Source organism: Cysteiniphilum sp. GTC20157 (assembly GCF_055396795.1).
On record NZ_AP044698.1, the window covers coordinates 790,148 to 804,880 of the forward strand.

General features: G+C 38.9%; 14 protein-coding genes and 1 other RNA gene. 8 read left to right on the top strand and 7 right to left on the bottom strand.

Annotation, left to right across the window (positions count from 1 at the left end; all coding sequences use genetic code 11):
• Window positions 1–14: 14 nt before the first annotated feature.
• Complete coding sequence (locus tag ACZ5V8_RS03645) at window positions 15–800, bottom strand: response regulator transcription factor (RefSeq protein ID WP_464218388.1); 786 nt, start codon at window positions 798–800, stop codon at window positions 15–17.
• Between the two features lie 314 nt (window positions 801–1,114).
• Between ACZ5V8_RS03645 and msrA the strand changes: the two genes are divergently transcribed.
• Entirely contained in the window at window positions 1,115–1,693 is a 579-nt protein-coding gene (gene msrA / locus ACZ5V8_RS03650; protein WP_440615252.1) for a peptide-methionine (S)-S-oxide reductase MsrA, read from the top strand.
• A gap of 2 nt (window positions 1,694–1,695) precedes the next feature.
• Here the strand turns inward: msrA and sthA are convergent, their stop codons facing one another.
• The gene (gene sthA / locus ACZ5V8_RS03655) at window positions 1,696–3,096 is read right to left on the bottom strand and encodes a Si-specific NAD(P)(+) transhydrogenase (protein ID WP_440615251.1); all 1,401 of its coding nucleotides are present in this window, start codon (window positions 3,094–3,096) and stop codon (window positions 1,696–1,698) included.
• 150 nt (window positions 3,097–3,246) lie between these two features.
• On the opposite strand from sthA, the gene ACZ5V8_RS03660 reads away from it, so the two are divergent.
• Window positions 3,247–3,876 carry a CvpA family protein gene (locus ACZ5V8_RS03660; RefSeq protein ID WP_464218389.1) on the top strand — a complete coding sequence of 210 codons (630 nt, stop codon included), beginning with the start codon at window positions 3,247–3,249 and terminating at the stop codon, window positions 3,874–3,876.
• Window positions 3,877–3,890: 14 nt separating this feature from the next.
• Here the strand turns inward: ACZ5V8_RS03660 and ssrS are convergent.
• Window positions 3,891–4,071, bottom strand: a non-coding RNA gene (ssrS, locus tag ACZ5V8_RS03665) — 6S RNA.
• Between the two features lie 108 nt (window positions 4,072–4,179).
• Here ssrS and ACZ5V8_RS03670 point away from each other — a divergent pair.
• From ACZ5V8_RS03670 to tmk, 4 genes are all read left to right on the top strand, one after another.
• Window positions 4,180–4,749, top strand: coding sequence for a UPF0149 family protein (locus tag ACZ5V8_RS03670; protein WP_464218390.1), 570 nt, complete (start codon window positions 4,180–4,182; stop codon window positions 4,747–4,749).
• Between the two features lie 94 nt (window positions 4,750–4,843).
• Window positions 4,844–6,130, top strand: coding sequence for a phosphopentomutase (locus ACZ5V8_RS03675; protein ID WP_464218391.1), 1,287 nt, complete (start codon window positions 4,844–4,846; stop codon window positions 6,128–6,130).
• Window positions 6,120–6,860, top strand: a complete 741-nt coding sequence (gene deoC, locus ACZ5V8_RS03680) for a deoxyribose-phosphate aldolase (protein WP_464218392.1) — start codon at window positions 6,120–6,122, stop codon at window positions 6,858–6,860. Before ACZ5V8_RS03675 ends, deoC begins: the two co-directional genes overlap by 11 nt.
• Window positions 6,861–6,862: 2 nt before the next feature.
• Complete coding sequence (gene tmk / locus ACZ5V8_RS03685; RefSeq protein WP_464218393.1) at window positions 6,863–7,528, top strand: dTMP kinase; 666 nt, start codon at window positions 6,863–6,865, stop codon at window positions 7,526–7,528.
• 291 nt (window positions 7,529–7,819) lie between these two features.
• Here tmk and ACZ5V8_RS03690 read toward each other — a convergent pair whose 3' ends face one another.
• From ACZ5V8_RS03690 to ACZ5V8_RS03700, 3 genes are all read right to left on the bottom strand, one after another.
• Complete coding sequence (locus ACZ5V8_RS03690; RefSeq protein WP_440615245.1) at window positions 7,820–8,971, bottom strand: mechanosensitive ion channel family protein; 1,152 nt, start codon at window positions 8,969–8,971, stop codon at window positions 7,820–7,822.
• Between the two features lie 65 nt (window positions 8,972–9,036).
• On the bottom strand, window positions 9,037–10,011 hold the full coding sequence (gene nagZ, locus ACZ5V8_RS03695; protein WP_464218394.1) for a beta-N-acetylhexosaminidase: 975 nt from the start codon (window positions 10,009–10,011) through the stop codon (window positions 9,037–9,039).
• Window positions 10,001–10,630, bottom strand: coding sequence for a helix-turn-helix domain-containing protein (locus ACZ5V8_RS03700; protein WP_464218395.1), 630 nt, complete (start codon window positions 10,628–10,630; stop codon window positions 10,001–10,003). The genes nagZ and ACZ5V8_RS03700 overlap by 11 nt, the downstream gene beginning before the upstream one ends.
• A gap of 256 nt (window positions 10,631–10,886) precedes the next feature.
• Here ACZ5V8_RS03700 and ACZ5V8_RS03705 point away from each other — a divergent pair, with 256 nt between their 5' ends.
• Both ACZ5V8_RS03705 and ACZ5V8_RS03710 read left to right on the top strand, forming a co-directional pair.
• On the top strand, window positions 10,887–11,840 hold the full coding sequence (locus ACZ5V8_RS03705) for a DNA-directed RNA polymerase subunit alpha (protein WP_440615242.1): 954 nt from the start codon (window positions 10,887–10,889) through the stop codon (window positions 11,838–11,840).
• A 355-nt stretch (window positions 11,841–12,195) separates the two neighbouring features.
• The gene (locus ACZ5V8_RS03710) at window positions 12,196–13,485 is read left to right on the top strand and encodes an MFS transporter (protein WP_464218396.1); all 1,290 of its coding nucleotides are present in this window, start codon (window positions 12,196–12,198) and stop codon (window positions 13,483–13,485) included.
• Here ACZ5V8_RS03710 and ACZ5V8_RS03715 read toward each other — a convergent pair.
• Window positions 13,451–14,695 (bottom strand): MFS transporter, encoded by a 1,245-nt coding sequence (locus tag ACZ5V8_RS03715; RefSeq protein WP_464218397.1) that lies wholly within the window; start codon window positions 14,693–14,695, stop codon window positions 13,451–13,453. The two genes, ACZ5V8_RS03710 and ACZ5V8_RS03715, sit on opposite strands and share 35 nt — an antisense overlap.
• Window positions 14,696–14,733: the final 38 nt, after the last annotated feature.

Genomic DNA, 14,733 nt, shown 5'->3' on the forward strand with positions numbered 1-14,733 from the left:
TTCAGTAAGAGAAGTTACAAAAAAGAAACTTCTTTATTGTCATAAACATAAGTCAAATATGAATCTAATGTATAACCCTGTGAACGTACTGCTTTAATTGGTGAGCTTGAGTTGTGTCCTTGGGTTAATTTATTACGCAGTCGGTGAACATGAATATTGACATCACGCACCATGCTCTCTTTGACATTTAGATTAAGATATTTGGCAATTTCTTCACGCATAAAAGTTTTACTTGGATCAGATAGCAACAGCTTAAGTAAAGCACCTTCTTTGTCGGTTAGGTAAATGTCTGCGTTATCTGGGTGTGTAACTAATGACTTACGCGGATGGTATACCCATTTACCAAACTGGATTTGGTTATAATCACTAATGTTTATATCCTCAATATTGACTGAGCCTGTAATAGCATATGGTGATTGCGTGGTATTGCGATCACGTAGTTTCGCCTTGATACGCGCCATAAGAACGTGCTGGTTGTAAGGAATTTCAATATAGTCATCAGCGCCTGCTTCAAAGCACAATACAATTTCGGTGGCATCGGTACTTTTTGAGACAAAGATAATTGCCATGTTTGGATAGCGTTCGCGAATGTTTTTGCATAGTTCAATGCCGTACATATCGGGTAGTAATAAATCAAGGAGTACTACTCTGGTATTTTTATTAGCAGCCAATAAGTCCAAGGCTTCTTGTCCTGAAAGTGCAACGTTGGTTTGGTGTAAGTAACGTTGAAGTAACGCTTGCAGGTCTTTGGTGTTTTCTTTATTGGTGCTAACCAATAATATACTATTATCTTCTTTCATGGTCTCTCTCATCATCTTTAGGTTAAAAAATCTCCCAGATCATTGTTAATAGTAAATTGAACTCAGTAACACATGATCTTATTGAGCATAATTATATTTAAAATATTTCGGATTTTCCATGTTGTTTATAGCATAACTGCTTAAAAAGTGATTTATTATTCATAATTTGTTGCAAGTTGACAGATAAAAAATATAAAAAACCGATCGATTGTACTTTTAGTGTTTTTAGTGCTTTATGTAATTTACTCTTAATTGTGTTTGGCTTCTTTGTGATCTATAACTTAATAGATTGATAGATAAATTGGAGTGATAAAATGTTGCGATATTTAAAGTTTGCGAGTTTGCTAGGGTTTTATATTTTGACGCAATTTAGCTATGCTGAGTCAAAGATAGCAATTTTTGCTGGAGGTTGTTTTTGGTGTGTCCAAGCGGATTTTGACAAACTTAAGGGCGTTGTCAAAACTGAAGTGGGTTACGATGGAGGGACGGCCTTATACCCAAATTACAAACACGTATCACAAGGGAAAACAGATCATTTAGAAGTTGTTAAAATTTGGTATGAAGATGATGTTCTGGGTTATACTCAACTTTTGAATTATTTCTTTAAACATATTGATCCAACGGTTAAAGATCGACAATTTTGTGATTTGGGTGCGCAATATCAAAGTGCCATTTTATATCTAAGCAATGAACAAATGCTAATAGCGCAAACAGTGATTGAAAAAACTAAAACTTATCTAAACAAGCCAATATATACACAACTACGTCCGAGTACCATGTTCACGGCAGCCGAGGAGTATCATCAAAAATATTATCTAAAAAACCCCGTTAGTTATGCATTTTATCGTTGGCAGTGCGGACGTGATGCGCGGCTAAAGGAAATCTGGCAATGAATCTACAATCTATTTAATCCATTTAAAGCGGCAACTCGATAGGCTTCTGCCATGGTAGGGTAGTTGAACGTTGTATTGATAAAATACATCAATGTATTGGCTTTACCTTTTTGTGACATGATCGCCTGTCCGATGTGAATAATCTCAGAAGCTTGACTACCAAAACAATGAATTCCTAATAACTGCAGTGTCTCACGGTGAAAAATAAGCTTAAGCATGCCAGCGGTTTTGCCTGAGATTTGCGCGCGCGCAAGATCCTTAAAAAACGCGTGCCCCACTTCGTAAGGAATTTTTTCTTCGGTGAGTTCTTGTTCTGTTTTACCAACAGAGCTGATTTCAGGCAAGGTATAAATACCCGTTGGAATATCTTTGATTAAATGATTGGTGCACCTGCCTTTAGCAATATGCGTTGCGGCAAAGCGACCTTGGTCAAAAGCCGCAGAAGCAAGAGAGGGGTAACCAACAACATCGCCAACAGCATAAATATGTGGGTGTTTGAGCGTTTGATAGTTTTGATTAACCTCGATTGATCCACGTATGTTCGCCTCAATATCAATCGCATCAAGCCCTAGTTGATCGGTATTTCCCGTACGTCCTTGGGCAAATAATAAGTAGTCTGATTTGATAATTTTATTTGACTTTAATTTTAGAATTACCTCGTTATCATTGGCATCAATGGTATCATAGTGCTCGTTATGATGCGTGCGAATACCGTGCTCGCGAAAGTGGTAACTCAAAGCATCAATAATTTCATTATCAAGAAAAGATAATAAGCGCTCTCGGTTATTAATCAAATTGACACGGATTTTTAATGTGCGGAAAATAGAGGCATACTCGCAACCAATAACCCCCGCACCGTAAATGGATATGGTCTTGGGGTTGTCATCAAGGTGCAGAATACTATCACTATCCAAAATACGAGGATGATTGAAATCAATATCTTTAGGGTGATAAGGTCTGGAACCTGTGGCAATAACAAAATATTTTGCTTTGAACTGTTCCTTGGTTTGTTCGTCTTCGTCTGCTGAGCAAATACAAATGGTATGTGGGTCTATAAAGCGTGCAAAGCCATGCAACATGTCAACATTATTGCGTTTGTAAAACCCTGTTTTTAGCTCGGTTTGTGCATTGATAACACGTGAAGCATTCTCTAACATTTGTGGGTAACTGTAGTCATGATATTTTGCATGAAAAGAAAAGTGAGATACTGCATGTCGCAGTGCTTTACTTGGGATTGTGCCTTTATGTGTGCAGTTGCCACCGATAGTCTCGGATTCAACAATTGCCACTTTAAGACCTGACTTAGCCGCTTTGATTGCAGCGCCCTCACCACCTGGCCCACTGCCGATGACAATGACATCGTAGTCAAAAGAGTTAAAAGAATCAAAAGAATCGAATTGCATGATATTTACGCCTTTCTTGAAATTTGCTGCAAATTGTAGCATATGGGCTGTGGGCATGTGGAACTTTTTAAGCATTGTTTCAGCGCAATGATTGCCAAGTGTCAAAAGCGCGCTACAATAAAAGCTGTTTTAGGCTTATAAGGAAGAGTAATGTCACTGCTAAATTGGCTTGATTGGGTTTTTATTATTATCGTGTTTGGTTTTGCAATTATTGGCTTTTCACAAGGATTTGTGCGTGGATTAATCTCTTTGCTCACTTGGTTGATTGCCGCAGTATCTGCCTACTTTTTTGCAGATTCTCTTGATATGAATATTGTTACAAAGTGGTTTAATTCACCTGAAGTGGCGTTTTGGATGTCGTTTTTTGCGATTGTACTCTTTGTTTGGCTTTTAGGCGGTGTGGCACATATTATTTTTGGTGTTTTTCGTAAAGATCATCAGACAGTTACAGATCGCTTATTGGGCTTTTTGTTTGGCGTTGTTAAATCAACGCTTGTTGTTAGTTTAATTGTTGGTGTCCTTAGTTATAACAAGGCACTGACTGAGCAACAAGCTTGGCAGGGTTCATTATTGGTACCATGGTTAGTCAAAGGTGCAGTTTGGGTTGACCATAAATTGCCAGAAGATGTCCATCAGAAAATACATGATAATAGTATTTATAAAAATGATGATAATGATAAAAGTGGGTTTGGAAGTAGCGATTCTGATCGCAGTAACTCAAAGGGTCATCAAGAGCAGGAGTTTCATAAATCAAAAGCTGAATTGGAAGCCATAGGCTAGTCAGAATTTTTATAGTGCCGCCCATATCTGCCGCTGCTTACATGGCTCTTGAACCCTCAAGAACCAAGTGGGTGCGTTTGCTGTTCGTTGGGCTTCTCAGTCAGACCGAGCATGCACGCTAAAACAAGTATCTACGCTCCCGATATAAATACATCGGCTCAAGAATGTAAGGACTGGCTAACAGCACAGGCAACACTAAACTTACACTTGAAATCATAGAAGCATATGTTACTAAGTGCAAGTGATTTGTTGTAAAAAAAATGATACGATAGCGACATCTTGATTTTAATGATAAAAACACTCATGCAAATAACGGAAAAACAAGTTTTACCTGATTACCAGGAAGTGACTGCTGCACTACGTAAAATCAATGCATTATCTGAAGCTTCTGAGGCACATGCTTTATTGTGCGCGCTTTTTACAGGAGGAGCTGAAGTGCGTATTGAAGCATGGATGGATTCACTAATGGCTGAACCCATTGAAGCAGGTGATGTTGTCGCGCAAGGCGCATTAAAAGTATTAGCTGAAATGTATCAGCTAACAAAAGCCCAGTTTTTAGCACAGGACATGCATTTTGACTTGTTGCTGCCAGATGACGATGAAAAATTTCATATGCGAATTGATGCGTTAGCGATGTGGAGTCAGGGCTTTTTGTCAGGACTTGGACTTATGGAGATTAACTACACCAAAGGCTCTGCCGAGGTTCAAGAGGCAATCGCTGATTTAATCGATATGTCGCGTTTGCAGTATGATGATGAAGTCACAGGGCAAGAAGATGAAGAAAGGGCCTATATGGAGCTAGTCGAATATACTAAGGTCGCGGTACTTCTTATTCATAGCGAGTTTGGGCTTAAACGCCTATATCGATCGTAAACCATTTTACGGTGTTTAGTTGCAAAGCAAGAAATTCTGTAAAATGATTTGTGGTGGGTATATATTCATAAATATATTGTAAGGAAAAGCATTCGTGTTAAATAATAAAAAAGTAATCATATTATTAATGGATTCTTTTGGTATTGGTGAGGCTAAAGACGCCAAGCTATTTGGTGACCAAGGTTCTGATACCTTGGGGCATATTGTTGATTATCGTGCGCAGTATAAAAGATCATTAGATTTACCAAATCTTGCCAGACGTGGTTTGCAGAAAGCCGCAGAGTTAAGTCGTGCGCGTAAGCTCACAATTGATTTATTCAAAGAAGAGCCTGTTGTAGAAGCTAAATATGGTTATTGTGTTGAAAATAGTAAGGGCAAAGATACGCCAAGTGGTCATTGGGAGATTGCCGGTGTGCCGGTAATGTTTGATTGGCATTATTTTGCGGAAAGTAATCATGCTGAAGATAAAGATAAAGATAAAGATGAAGGTGAATCGGTATTTCCTAAAGCATTTATTGATGAATGGCTAAAGCGCAGTGAGTTAACACAAGGTGTTATTGATGCAGGTCATGCATCAGGCACTGAAGTGCTTAAAACATATGGTGTTAACCACTGCTTGACAGAGAAGCCGATTATCTACACCTCAGCAGATAGTGTTTTTCAGGTGGCAGCCCATGAAGAGTATTTTGGTTTAGAGCGTTTGCTTAAGATATGCAAAATTGCACGTGATCTTCTGGATGAAATGGGATTAGTGGTAGGTCGTGTGATTGCGCGACCCTTTATTGGTGAATCAGCAAATGAATATGTTCGCACGGGAAATCGCAAAGATTATTCAGTATTGCCGCCAGAACCTACCTTGCTTGATAAATTAAAAGAAGCCGGTGGAGAAGTGATCTCAATTGGTAAAATCGCGGATATTTACGCTCATCAAGGGATCACACAAAGCATTAAAGCTACAGGATTAACAGAGCTGTTTGATGTAACACTTGCAACTTATCAGGATGCAGAGCCTAACTCACTAATTTTTACAAACTTTGTCGATTTTGACTCAAGCTTTGGTCATCGCCGTGATATTGAAGGTTATGCCAAAGCATTGGAGTATTTTGACTCACGCCTGCCCGAGCTTGATCAACTATTAGATGATGATACGATGGTTATTATTGCAGCGGATCATGGTTGTGATCCAAGTTGGCAGGGAACAGATCACACGCGTGAGCATATCCCTTTTCTGGTATGGGGCAAAAATATCACAACTGAATGCATTGGCGAGCGTATGAGTTTTGCAGATATTGGTCAGAGCATTGCCGACTATATGGGGTTAGTGCCCTTAAGCTTCGGGCAATCGATTTTCAAGTCAGCGGATATAGCACATGTTGATTGATCACAATCAGTTAGCGGAAATTGTTTCTCTTATCGATCTGACATCACTCAATAAGGCAGACACTCAGGCAAATATCGATCAATTGTTACAAAAAAGCGTTAATCATCTAGGTACAGTAGCTGCAGTTTGTGTTTATCCTGAGTTTATTTCATATGTTAAACCCAAACTTAATCCAGATATTGAGATTGCAACGGTGGTTAACTTTCCTCATGGCAAGGCCTCTGTTGATACTGTCGTCATCGAAGTTAAAAATGCGATTAAACTTGGTGCTAACGAAATTGATCTAGTCATTCCCTATACAGAGTATCTTAAAAATGGCGCATCGCCACACGCGATAAATATAGTGAAAGCGGCAAAAGACTTATGCCAAGATCATAAGCTAAAGGTGATTATAGAATCTGGTGAGTTACCACCTGAGCTTATCCAAATCATCAGTCGCGATATGATTAATGCCAAAGCAGACTTTATTAAAACCTCAACAGGTAAAACAGCTGTTGGTGCAACGCTAGAAGCGGCTAAAATCATATTGCAGGAAATTGCTTTATCAGATCGACTGGTTGGCTTTAAAGCGTCAGGTGGCATTAGAGATTATGTTGGAGCATTAAAATATATTCAATTAGCACGTTCAATATGTGGTGATCACTATATTAATAAAAAGCATTTTCGCTTTGGCGTTAGCGGTTTATTGGATAATTTATTAAATTTTGATTCAAGCACAAGCAGTTATTAGAGATGAAAGAAAATAGACAGAATAGGCAAAATAATCAAGATAACCAAAAAGCACAGTTTATTGCCATTGAGGGCTTAGAGGGGGCGGGTAAAAGCACCGCGATTGAATTTGTTCGTGAAATATTGGCGCAAAAAAAAATTGAGTCGGTTTTCACACGTGAACCAGGTGGTACTTTCTTAGCTGAAAAGATACGTAATATTTTAATTACATCGTATCAGGAAGAAGCGTTGTGCCCTGAAGCTGAGTTGCTGCTTATGTACGCAACACGTATGCAGCATGTTGAAAAGTTGATAAAACCTACACTTAACAGTGGCAAGTGGGTGGTGAGCGATCGTTTTAATTGGTCGAGTTTAGCTTACCAAGGAGGTGGTAGAGAGCTTGGGCTTGATAAAGTTAAGCAATTAAATGATTTGTTGCTATCATCCTTTCGCCCAGATTTAACGATTTACTTGGATATTGATCCAGTAATTGGACTTGAGCGTGCCAGATCAAGAAATGTATTAGACCGTATTGAGCAGGAGAAAATAGCGTTTTTTAATCGTGCGCGCGAGGTGTTTTTAAAGCTTGTTAAAGATAACCCGCAAACGAGCGCTATGATTAATGCCAATAATACTATTGAAGAAGTTCAGGTACAGATAGCCGAAGTGTTTTCAAGGTTTATTAAGTAGTGAATCAAGAATAAGTTGCGCTTCAATTATTCCCCTCACCCGTGCAGCTTAAGCTGCACGACCTCTCCCGCAAGGGGAGAGGTACTATACCGCCCATAAACCATTTTACAGCATTTTTGTCATTGAATTTTGCGCCCTTTTGGGTGATGCAATTTTGCCAATAGTCCCAGCTATTGCCTGCAGTTCCATCACCCAAAAACATCAAAAACTTCTTCGACATCTAACACCGTAAAATGATTTACGAGCGGTATAGCTGACGCAACTTATTATTGATTCATTACCATAATATTCTTATAGTTTGTTACCAGCAGTCGTGACTTGATCTAATGCGCCTTCAGGGATATTGAGTGTGGTCGTTGGAAAAGCAATTTGGGCACCATTTTGTTCAATGATCTCGCCAATTTTTAGCATGATTTCATCTTGTGCGGCTTGAAATTTGACCCAGTTGGTGGTTTTGGTAAAGGTGTAAACCATAAAATTAATCGAATATGAACCAAAGACGCCTTCAGTATTTGAGCCCATATTGGTGTTACCATTGACAATGCATACCAAAGTTATACATTTTTGATCGATTGCAGGGTGTTTTTTTAGCATCTCACGAGCATCACTTAAGATCTTATGCACTTTACTAAAGTCTTGATAACGCACACCAATATACTGCAAAATTCGACGATTAGTCATGCGTGATGCATTAACAACAGCAGCGGTTAGGAAAGTGGCGTTTGGTACATAAATAGGGCGTCGATCAAATCCACGAATAATGGTGAGTCTAAAGCTGATTTTTTCAACCGTTCCTTGAATACTACCATCAACGGTATAGATCCAATCACCAACAGCAAAAGGTCGGTCAAGATACAGTACGGTGCCGCCAAAAAGGTTTTTGATAAGTTCTTGTTGTGTAATTGCGAAAAAACCCGTTACTACGGTAGCCATACCTGCTAAAGCGACAATAGGGATATCAAGAGCACCAAGCACGCTGAAAAAGAGTAAAATTATAATGATTGCTTGAGCAGCCTTATAGACCGTTTCAATCATGCTAAAGTCATTATAACCGCCATCGGTACGCGTGTTTTTGTCAATGAACAGTTGGCGCATGCCGCGAGCAAATCGTAAAAGTATCCATGCGATGCACAAGATGACTAAGATTTTCACAGTTTTATTGGCGATTGCAAAGATCATTTGCGGCTGCTCACCTTGCCAATTAATGAATTGAGTTAGAATGATCCATAACCCAATAATCCATGTGACGTAACGTACAGGGCGATTAACGGCTTGATAAAATATGCGCAAGTAAGGTGACTTTTTAGCAAGACTCTTATCAAAAATAGCAAGTACAATACGAATAATTACATTAACCAGTAAAATAGCGATAATCACAATCGCAGCATGAATATATTCAGCATAAGCTTTGTTAACATCCATATATTGTGTAATAGGATCCATAAATCACTTAATAATATTTTGTAATGAATGTTATTTTAGGGAAATTCTTGAGAACTTCAAGATGGCTATTGTTGCAAATCGTTGTCAAAAAAATGTTGAAAGCACTGCCAACGGTCATTAAAGGTTTTATCATCCTGATAATTATCATTATTAAAAACATTGAGTATTTCATTGATGATAGCAAACTCATTACATAGTAAAGCGATGTCTCCTCCAGCATCAAAGAATTTTTGACAGTTATATAGTTGATGTTTATCAGTTTGAGTTGCAGCAGCCATGCCGAAATCGTCACTAAAAATAATGCCATTAAAACCAATCTTTTGGCGCAGATAAGTGTTAAGCCAAAAGCTTGATTGTGAAGCAATTTCACTATCTATTTGCGGATAAGACAGGTGAGCCACCATAATGCTGTCAGCCTTATTTGCGTTAATAAGTGTGGTGAATGGCAACAAATCTGTTTGCTCTACCTCACTCAACGTTCGCTGATCGATAACGCTTTCTGTGTGGGAGTCAGCCGCGAGGCTACCATGCCCTGGGAAGTGCTTTAAAACACTAGGTAAGTTGTGTTGATGCATGGCATCAATGTATTCAGTAGCATGATGTGTTACTTCATCGGCATCTTTAGCAAAAGCGCGTGTATTAATCACGCGGCTTGCTTGAGAATATAAGTCAACCACCGGAGTGAAGCTAAAGTCAATGCCATGATATTTCAACTCATTGGCAAGTGTTGCAACATGCTGTTTAAGTTGTGTTTTATCATTTGCTTGTGCAAGTTCATAGAGTGAGGGTAGTGGTGTGAATTGGTCGCTTTTAAAGCGTTGAACACGTCCACCTTCTTGGTCGACACAAATAATAAGATCATTACGACATGATTTGATGGCTGTCGTTAGTTTCTGTAGTTGATCTGTATTTATAAAGTTGCGAGTAAATAGAATGACGCCAACAACATGTTTGTTTTGTAGGCGGTTAATGTCGCAAGGCGTCAGTTGAGTTGATTCAATGCCAATAATAAAGCGAGCAGTGGTTGACTTACTGTGCATTTTGTTGCTCAGTTGATCGCTGTTGTGTTGCATCACTTGGTTGAGGTGTTGTAGGTGCTGCAGTATTTATTGCTGCTGATTCGCTTGTAGGATTAATTGTTGTCGCATTACTTGTATTAGGTATTGTTGTGTTTGGTGTTGCTACAGTATCACTTGTTTGGTTATTAGCTGGAGGTGAAGTTATTGGACTTTCTTGTTCGGCTGAGCTAGAAACAATAGGTGCACTCAAGGTAACAATACTTTGTTTTAGTGCATTAGCTTTTTGTTGTTGATATAGCGCATAAACCGTGTGCCCTAATAGAGCAATTAAAATAAGAATAACCAAGCGATTAAGGTAATCAAATGGCTTCATTTTGCCTTTGCGTGAGCGCTTATAATCCAAATAATCAATTCTATTTAACATACTCACAATCTTGCGCTCAGGCATCCCAAGGCATTCGCCATATTTGCGATAATAGTTTTTAAGTGATTGAGTGGGTAATTCAAGCGAAAATAAATCGTCTGTATCTTCTAGCATTTGGATGGTTTGTGCCGTGAAGCTCATTTTGCTGGCGACACCGTCGACGGTTAGTTGTTGTTGTTCACGTAAGTGCTTAAGTTGTTGCTGAAAGCTATTCATTATAATTGATGCTAGATTTATTGTGACTGCACTGAATTATATACTCAACATAAACCATTTTATAGTCTTTCTTGCGTTGCTTTAAGGATGAATCTAATCAAATGTCAATTTCTTTTAGGTTTTTTAGAAAAAATTTGATAGAATGCTGCAAAATTTCGACATCCGTATTTATCAAATCGTGCGAGTTAATGCTTGAATAGTCAGGCGATTAAAAAGCATTGAGATGTAATATATAAACAAAAGGGTATATAAAACGATGGCACTAGAGCATTTGCTACATCCGACAACAGTGAATAATCTTGAGAAAAATGACAAAGAAGCAAAGATTATTTTGGAACCTTTAGAGCGTGGCTTTGGCTACACGCTTGGATTCTCATTAAAGCAGATTTTAGCTAATGCATTGGCAGGGACTGCGTTAACACGTGTTAAGTTCAATGATGGTGATGATCTTTCTGTTCAGTTGCCAACGGTTGAAACAATCGAAGAGATCTTACTTAACTTGCAAGCTATTGAGTTTAAGCTTTCACCTGAACATAAATCAGCAGAGATTGCGATTAAACTCTCAGGTAAGGCGAAAGATATTTACGCAGCAGATTTAACAGTCTCTGAAGGAGTGGAGATTTTAAATCCTGATGTTTATATTTGCCAATATGAAGGCAAAGAAAAACTATCAATCGATGGACAGATTGAACTTGGTGTTGGCTATGTTGCTGCAGAAGAAGCTTTTGCTGATGGCTGGTTTGTGTTGGATGCGTCTTATTCACCTATTGTAAGTTGCAGCTATAATGTTGAAAACGCGCGTGTTGCGCAAAAGACAGACTTAGATAAGTTGATTCTTGAGATTAAAACAGATGGTAGCTTAACACCGTCTGAAGCGTTGAGTTTGGCAGCACAAAAAATTAAAACACAAATGTCGAATATCGTTGATGAAGACGAATTGGCAGAGCGCTTATATGTTGAAGAAGAGCCACAGATTGATCCGTTCTTATTGAAAACAGTTGAGGAGCTAGATTTGACGGTGCGTTCAGCAAATTGCTTAAAATCAGAGAATATTCGTTACATCGGTGAATTGGTGCAGCGTACTGAGTCTGAGCTAATGAAAACACCAAACTTTGGTCGTAAATCATTAAATGAGATTAAAGAAAAATTATCTTCTTATGGTTACTCATTGGGTACGATCGTTGATGATTGGCCAAAAGAGTTGATCTAAAACTAACTAACGTTGGCTGAGCGTTAGTCGAAGCCATATGTCCCTTTTGTATAATATCTTCCCTTCGACTTGGCTCAGGGTAGGATAGACGTTGGCTGAGCGTTAGTCGAAGCCATATGTTCCTTTTGTATAATATCTTCCCTTCGACTTGGCTCAGGGTACGATAGACGTTGGCGGAGCATTAGTCGAAGCCAAATTCCCTCATGCGTGATATTTCCTGTTTGACTTGCCTTAGGATGTAACTTACAGCGATTATTAGGTGATCGTTTGATTGAGATTTAAATCCATTAATTATATTTTTTTATCTCGTTAGCTGTGGTAATTTAAAGACACTTTAAATCTAAAAAATCATCACATGCCATCATTAGCACAATCCAATCTTTTTTCACGTAAACTTCTCAAAGGCTGGCTTTTTTTCTCATTAGCGGGCATTTTCTTTTTGTATGAGTTTTTCTGTCGCGCTTCATTTGGCTCAATGAATGCGATCTTCGCCCATGATCTGCATCTAGATGCATTAACGGTCAGTAGTATTTCATCGGCATATTTTTTGGCATATTCCTTGATGCAATTGCCAGTGGGGATACTGATTGATCATTTTGGTGTGCGCAAGGTGGGTACTTTTGCGATTATTGTTACCGCACTTGGCGCTTTATTATTTAGCTTTGCGACAACGGCAATTATTGCTTGGGTTGGGCGTTTTGCCATTGGTTTGGGATCTGCTTTTGCTTTTGCAATGATGTTTAAAATTATTCTTGATTGGTTTCCGCATCAGCATTTAGGTGTTATGGGTGGTATGACGCAAATACTTGGAATGATTGGACCGATTTTAGCGGGAGCCCCTTTTGTGCTCATGCTTGTTGTCACGGATAATGACTGGCGACTAATCTTTCATGGCGTATTTGTTGCTGGATGTATTTTGGCGTTGTTTTTCTTTTTATTTGTTAGAGATAAGTCTAAACATCAAGAGGATAAGACGGAAGTAAGTAGCAAGAGTGCATTAACAGTTAAACAAAAACTTGTGATGTTGATCAAAATAAAGCAGGTGTGGTTAATTGCAATCTTTGCTTTTTTTGTTTATCCAGCAGTTGAAGTGATTGGTTCAATGAGCGGTGTTGGTTATCTGCAGCATTTTTTTAGTCAAACAATATCAGCAAGTGCCGTATCATTTGTGTGGCTTGGTCTGGGTTTGGGCAGTCCATTGATCGGACTATTATCAGATAAGCTCGGCAGACGCAAGCAAGTGCTCTTAGCGTGTGCTGTATTTGGTGTGGTTATTAGTTTGTTACTTAATTGGTTGGCTGTTGATAGCTATGTGATATTTTCAATCTTGATGTTTTTGCTTGGTGTGGCAGCGGGTGCACAAACCTTATCTTTTGCCATTATGATTGAGAATGTTCCTACCTCATTAACGGCAACTGCTGTGGGATTTAATAATATGTTTGTGCTATTAGGGGCTTGGGCTGCGCAAAATGTCACCGGTATTGTGCTCAATCAATTTTCTAAAAATGGCGAGAGTATTAGTGTTCATGGCTATCAAGTTGCACTTACTATTGGCTGTACTTTGTTTTTTGCCATTGCTTTTGTCATTGGTTTGTTGACTGTCAAAGAAACTAATTGCAAGCGTTTGTCGACTTTGCCGGAATAAAGCTTAGGACAACGGCAATAATTAACCCGATTAAGATAGGTAGTAAGGCGGTTTGAAACCCACCTAAGGTGTTAGCGCTACATTGATAAGCTGATTGATACCAACTTAAAATCCAACCGATGAAAGGTTGCAGTATGGGACCACCTAGACCAATAATAATCATATTGGTAAAGCCCATTGCCATACCTTGGGCATCAGGGTGCGATAATTTCTCTATTGAGCCAAATGGCAGAATATAGGCACCTGAACCAAAGCCCATTAGGAAAAGCAAAATATTGCCAAGATAAAAGGGAATGGCAATATATAAAAGGACGATAAAGCTACTCAGGGCAATAAGGCTAAATAACTGCATAACATGGATACAGCGAATTTTGTTAGCAAGCCAGCCACTAGATGCAGCACCTAAGGCGGCACCAATAAAAATAAGTGCTGTAGCATGCGATGCCTGACTGCTTTGCTCAGGATAAAGCACTTGGATAAAGCCAATACTCCAAAGAGATGCAAAGGCGCTGATAATGGTGAAAATCAAACCGCCAAATAGGCTATAGCGCCATACATCAGCATTCTTTAATAGTGCCATGAAGTGCTTTAAGGTATGTGTTTGGCAGTTGCTTTGTTTGTCAACTTCACAGCATTCATGGGCATTTCCCTTGACGAAAATCAAAATCAAAGCAGCAAGAACCAAGCCGATAATAGCGCAAATAATCATCGCGGTGCGCCAGCCATAACCATTTATCGCATGCTCAAGAAAATAATCACCTGCAGCACCTCCAAGCATCCCCATCATTTCAATCAAGCCTGCGACAATAGTGAATTTCTTGGGAAACCAACGTGCAGCAAGATACATAGCGCATGCAACGCCTGGCGCACTTGCAATACCCATAATGATTCGAGAGATATTAGCAGTGGCAAAGCCTTCAGAAAAAGCGAATCCTAATGTGCTCAAACCTAAGATAAGCGCACCAATAAATAAAGTTTTTTTAGGACCGAATTTATCAATGATAAAGCCAGATGGAATTTGCAAAAGAATATAAGGATAGAAAAACGCAGAAGATAAAAAGCCGATTTCAGTGAGGTTAATGCATAAATCACGCATTAATGTTGGCACCATTAAACTGGTTGAGCCTTGCAGTAGGAATTGGTAAAGCACAAAAAAGCCGCCAAGAAAACAAATCCAAGCGGCTAGTATATTGCGTTGTTTTTTGATCATAAGCTTATCACTAGCGCATTTTTTTATGCGCTTATTTA

Bases quoted from the DNA above. Each gene is read 5' to 3' on its own strand.
- sthA (WP_440615251.1), bottom strand. From the start codon at position 3,096: ATGCAATTCGATTCTTTTGATTCTTTTAACTCTTTTGACTACGATGTC.
- ACZ5V8_RS03690 (WP_440615245.1), bottom strand. From the start codon at position 8,971: ATGGATCCTATTACACAATATATGGATGTTAACAAAGCTTATGCTGAA.
- ACZ5V8_RS03645 (WP_464218388.1), bottom strand. From the start codon at position 800: ATGAAAGAAGATAATAGTATATTATTGGTTAGCACCAATAAAGAAAAC.
- ACZ5V8_RS03700 (WP_464218395.1), bottom strand. From the start codon at position 10,630: ATGAATAGCTTTCAGCAACAACTTAAGCACTTACGTGAACAACAACAA.
- deoC (WP_464218392.1), top strand. From the start codon at position 6,120: ATGTTGATTGATCACAATCAGTTAGCGGAAATTGTTTCTCTTATCGAT.
- tmk (WP_464218393.1), top strand. From the start codon at position 6,863: ATGAAAGAAAATAGACAGAATAGGCAAAATAATCAAGATAACCAAAAA.
- ACZ5V8_RS03710 (WP_464218396.1), top strand. From the start codon at position 12,196: ATGCCATCATTAGCACAATCCAATCTTTTTTCACGTAAACTTCTCAAA.
- msrA (WP_440615252.1), top strand. From the start codon at position 1,115: ATGTTGCGATATTTAAAGTTTGCGAGTTTGCTAGGGTTTTATATTTTG.
- ACZ5V8_RS03705 (WP_440615242.1), top strand. From the start codon at position 10,887: ATGGCACTAGAGCATTTGCTACATCCGACAACAGTGAATAATCTTGAG.
- ACZ5V8_RS03670 (WP_464218390.1), top strand. From the start codon at position 4,180: ATGCAAATAACGGAAAAACAAGTTTTACCTGATTACCAGGAAGTGACT.
- ACZ5V8_RS03715 (WP_464218397.1), bottom strand. From the start codon at position 14,695: ATGATCAAAAAACAACGCAATATACTAGCCGCTTGGATTTGTTTTCTT.
- nagZ (WP_464218394.1), bottom strand. From the start codon at position 10,011: ATGCACAGTAAGTCAACCACTGCTCGCTTTATTATTGGCATTGAATCA.
- ACZ5V8_RS03660 (WP_464218389.1), top strand. From the start codon at position 3,247: ATGTCACTGCTAAATTGGCTTGATTGGGTTTTTATTATTATCGTGTTT.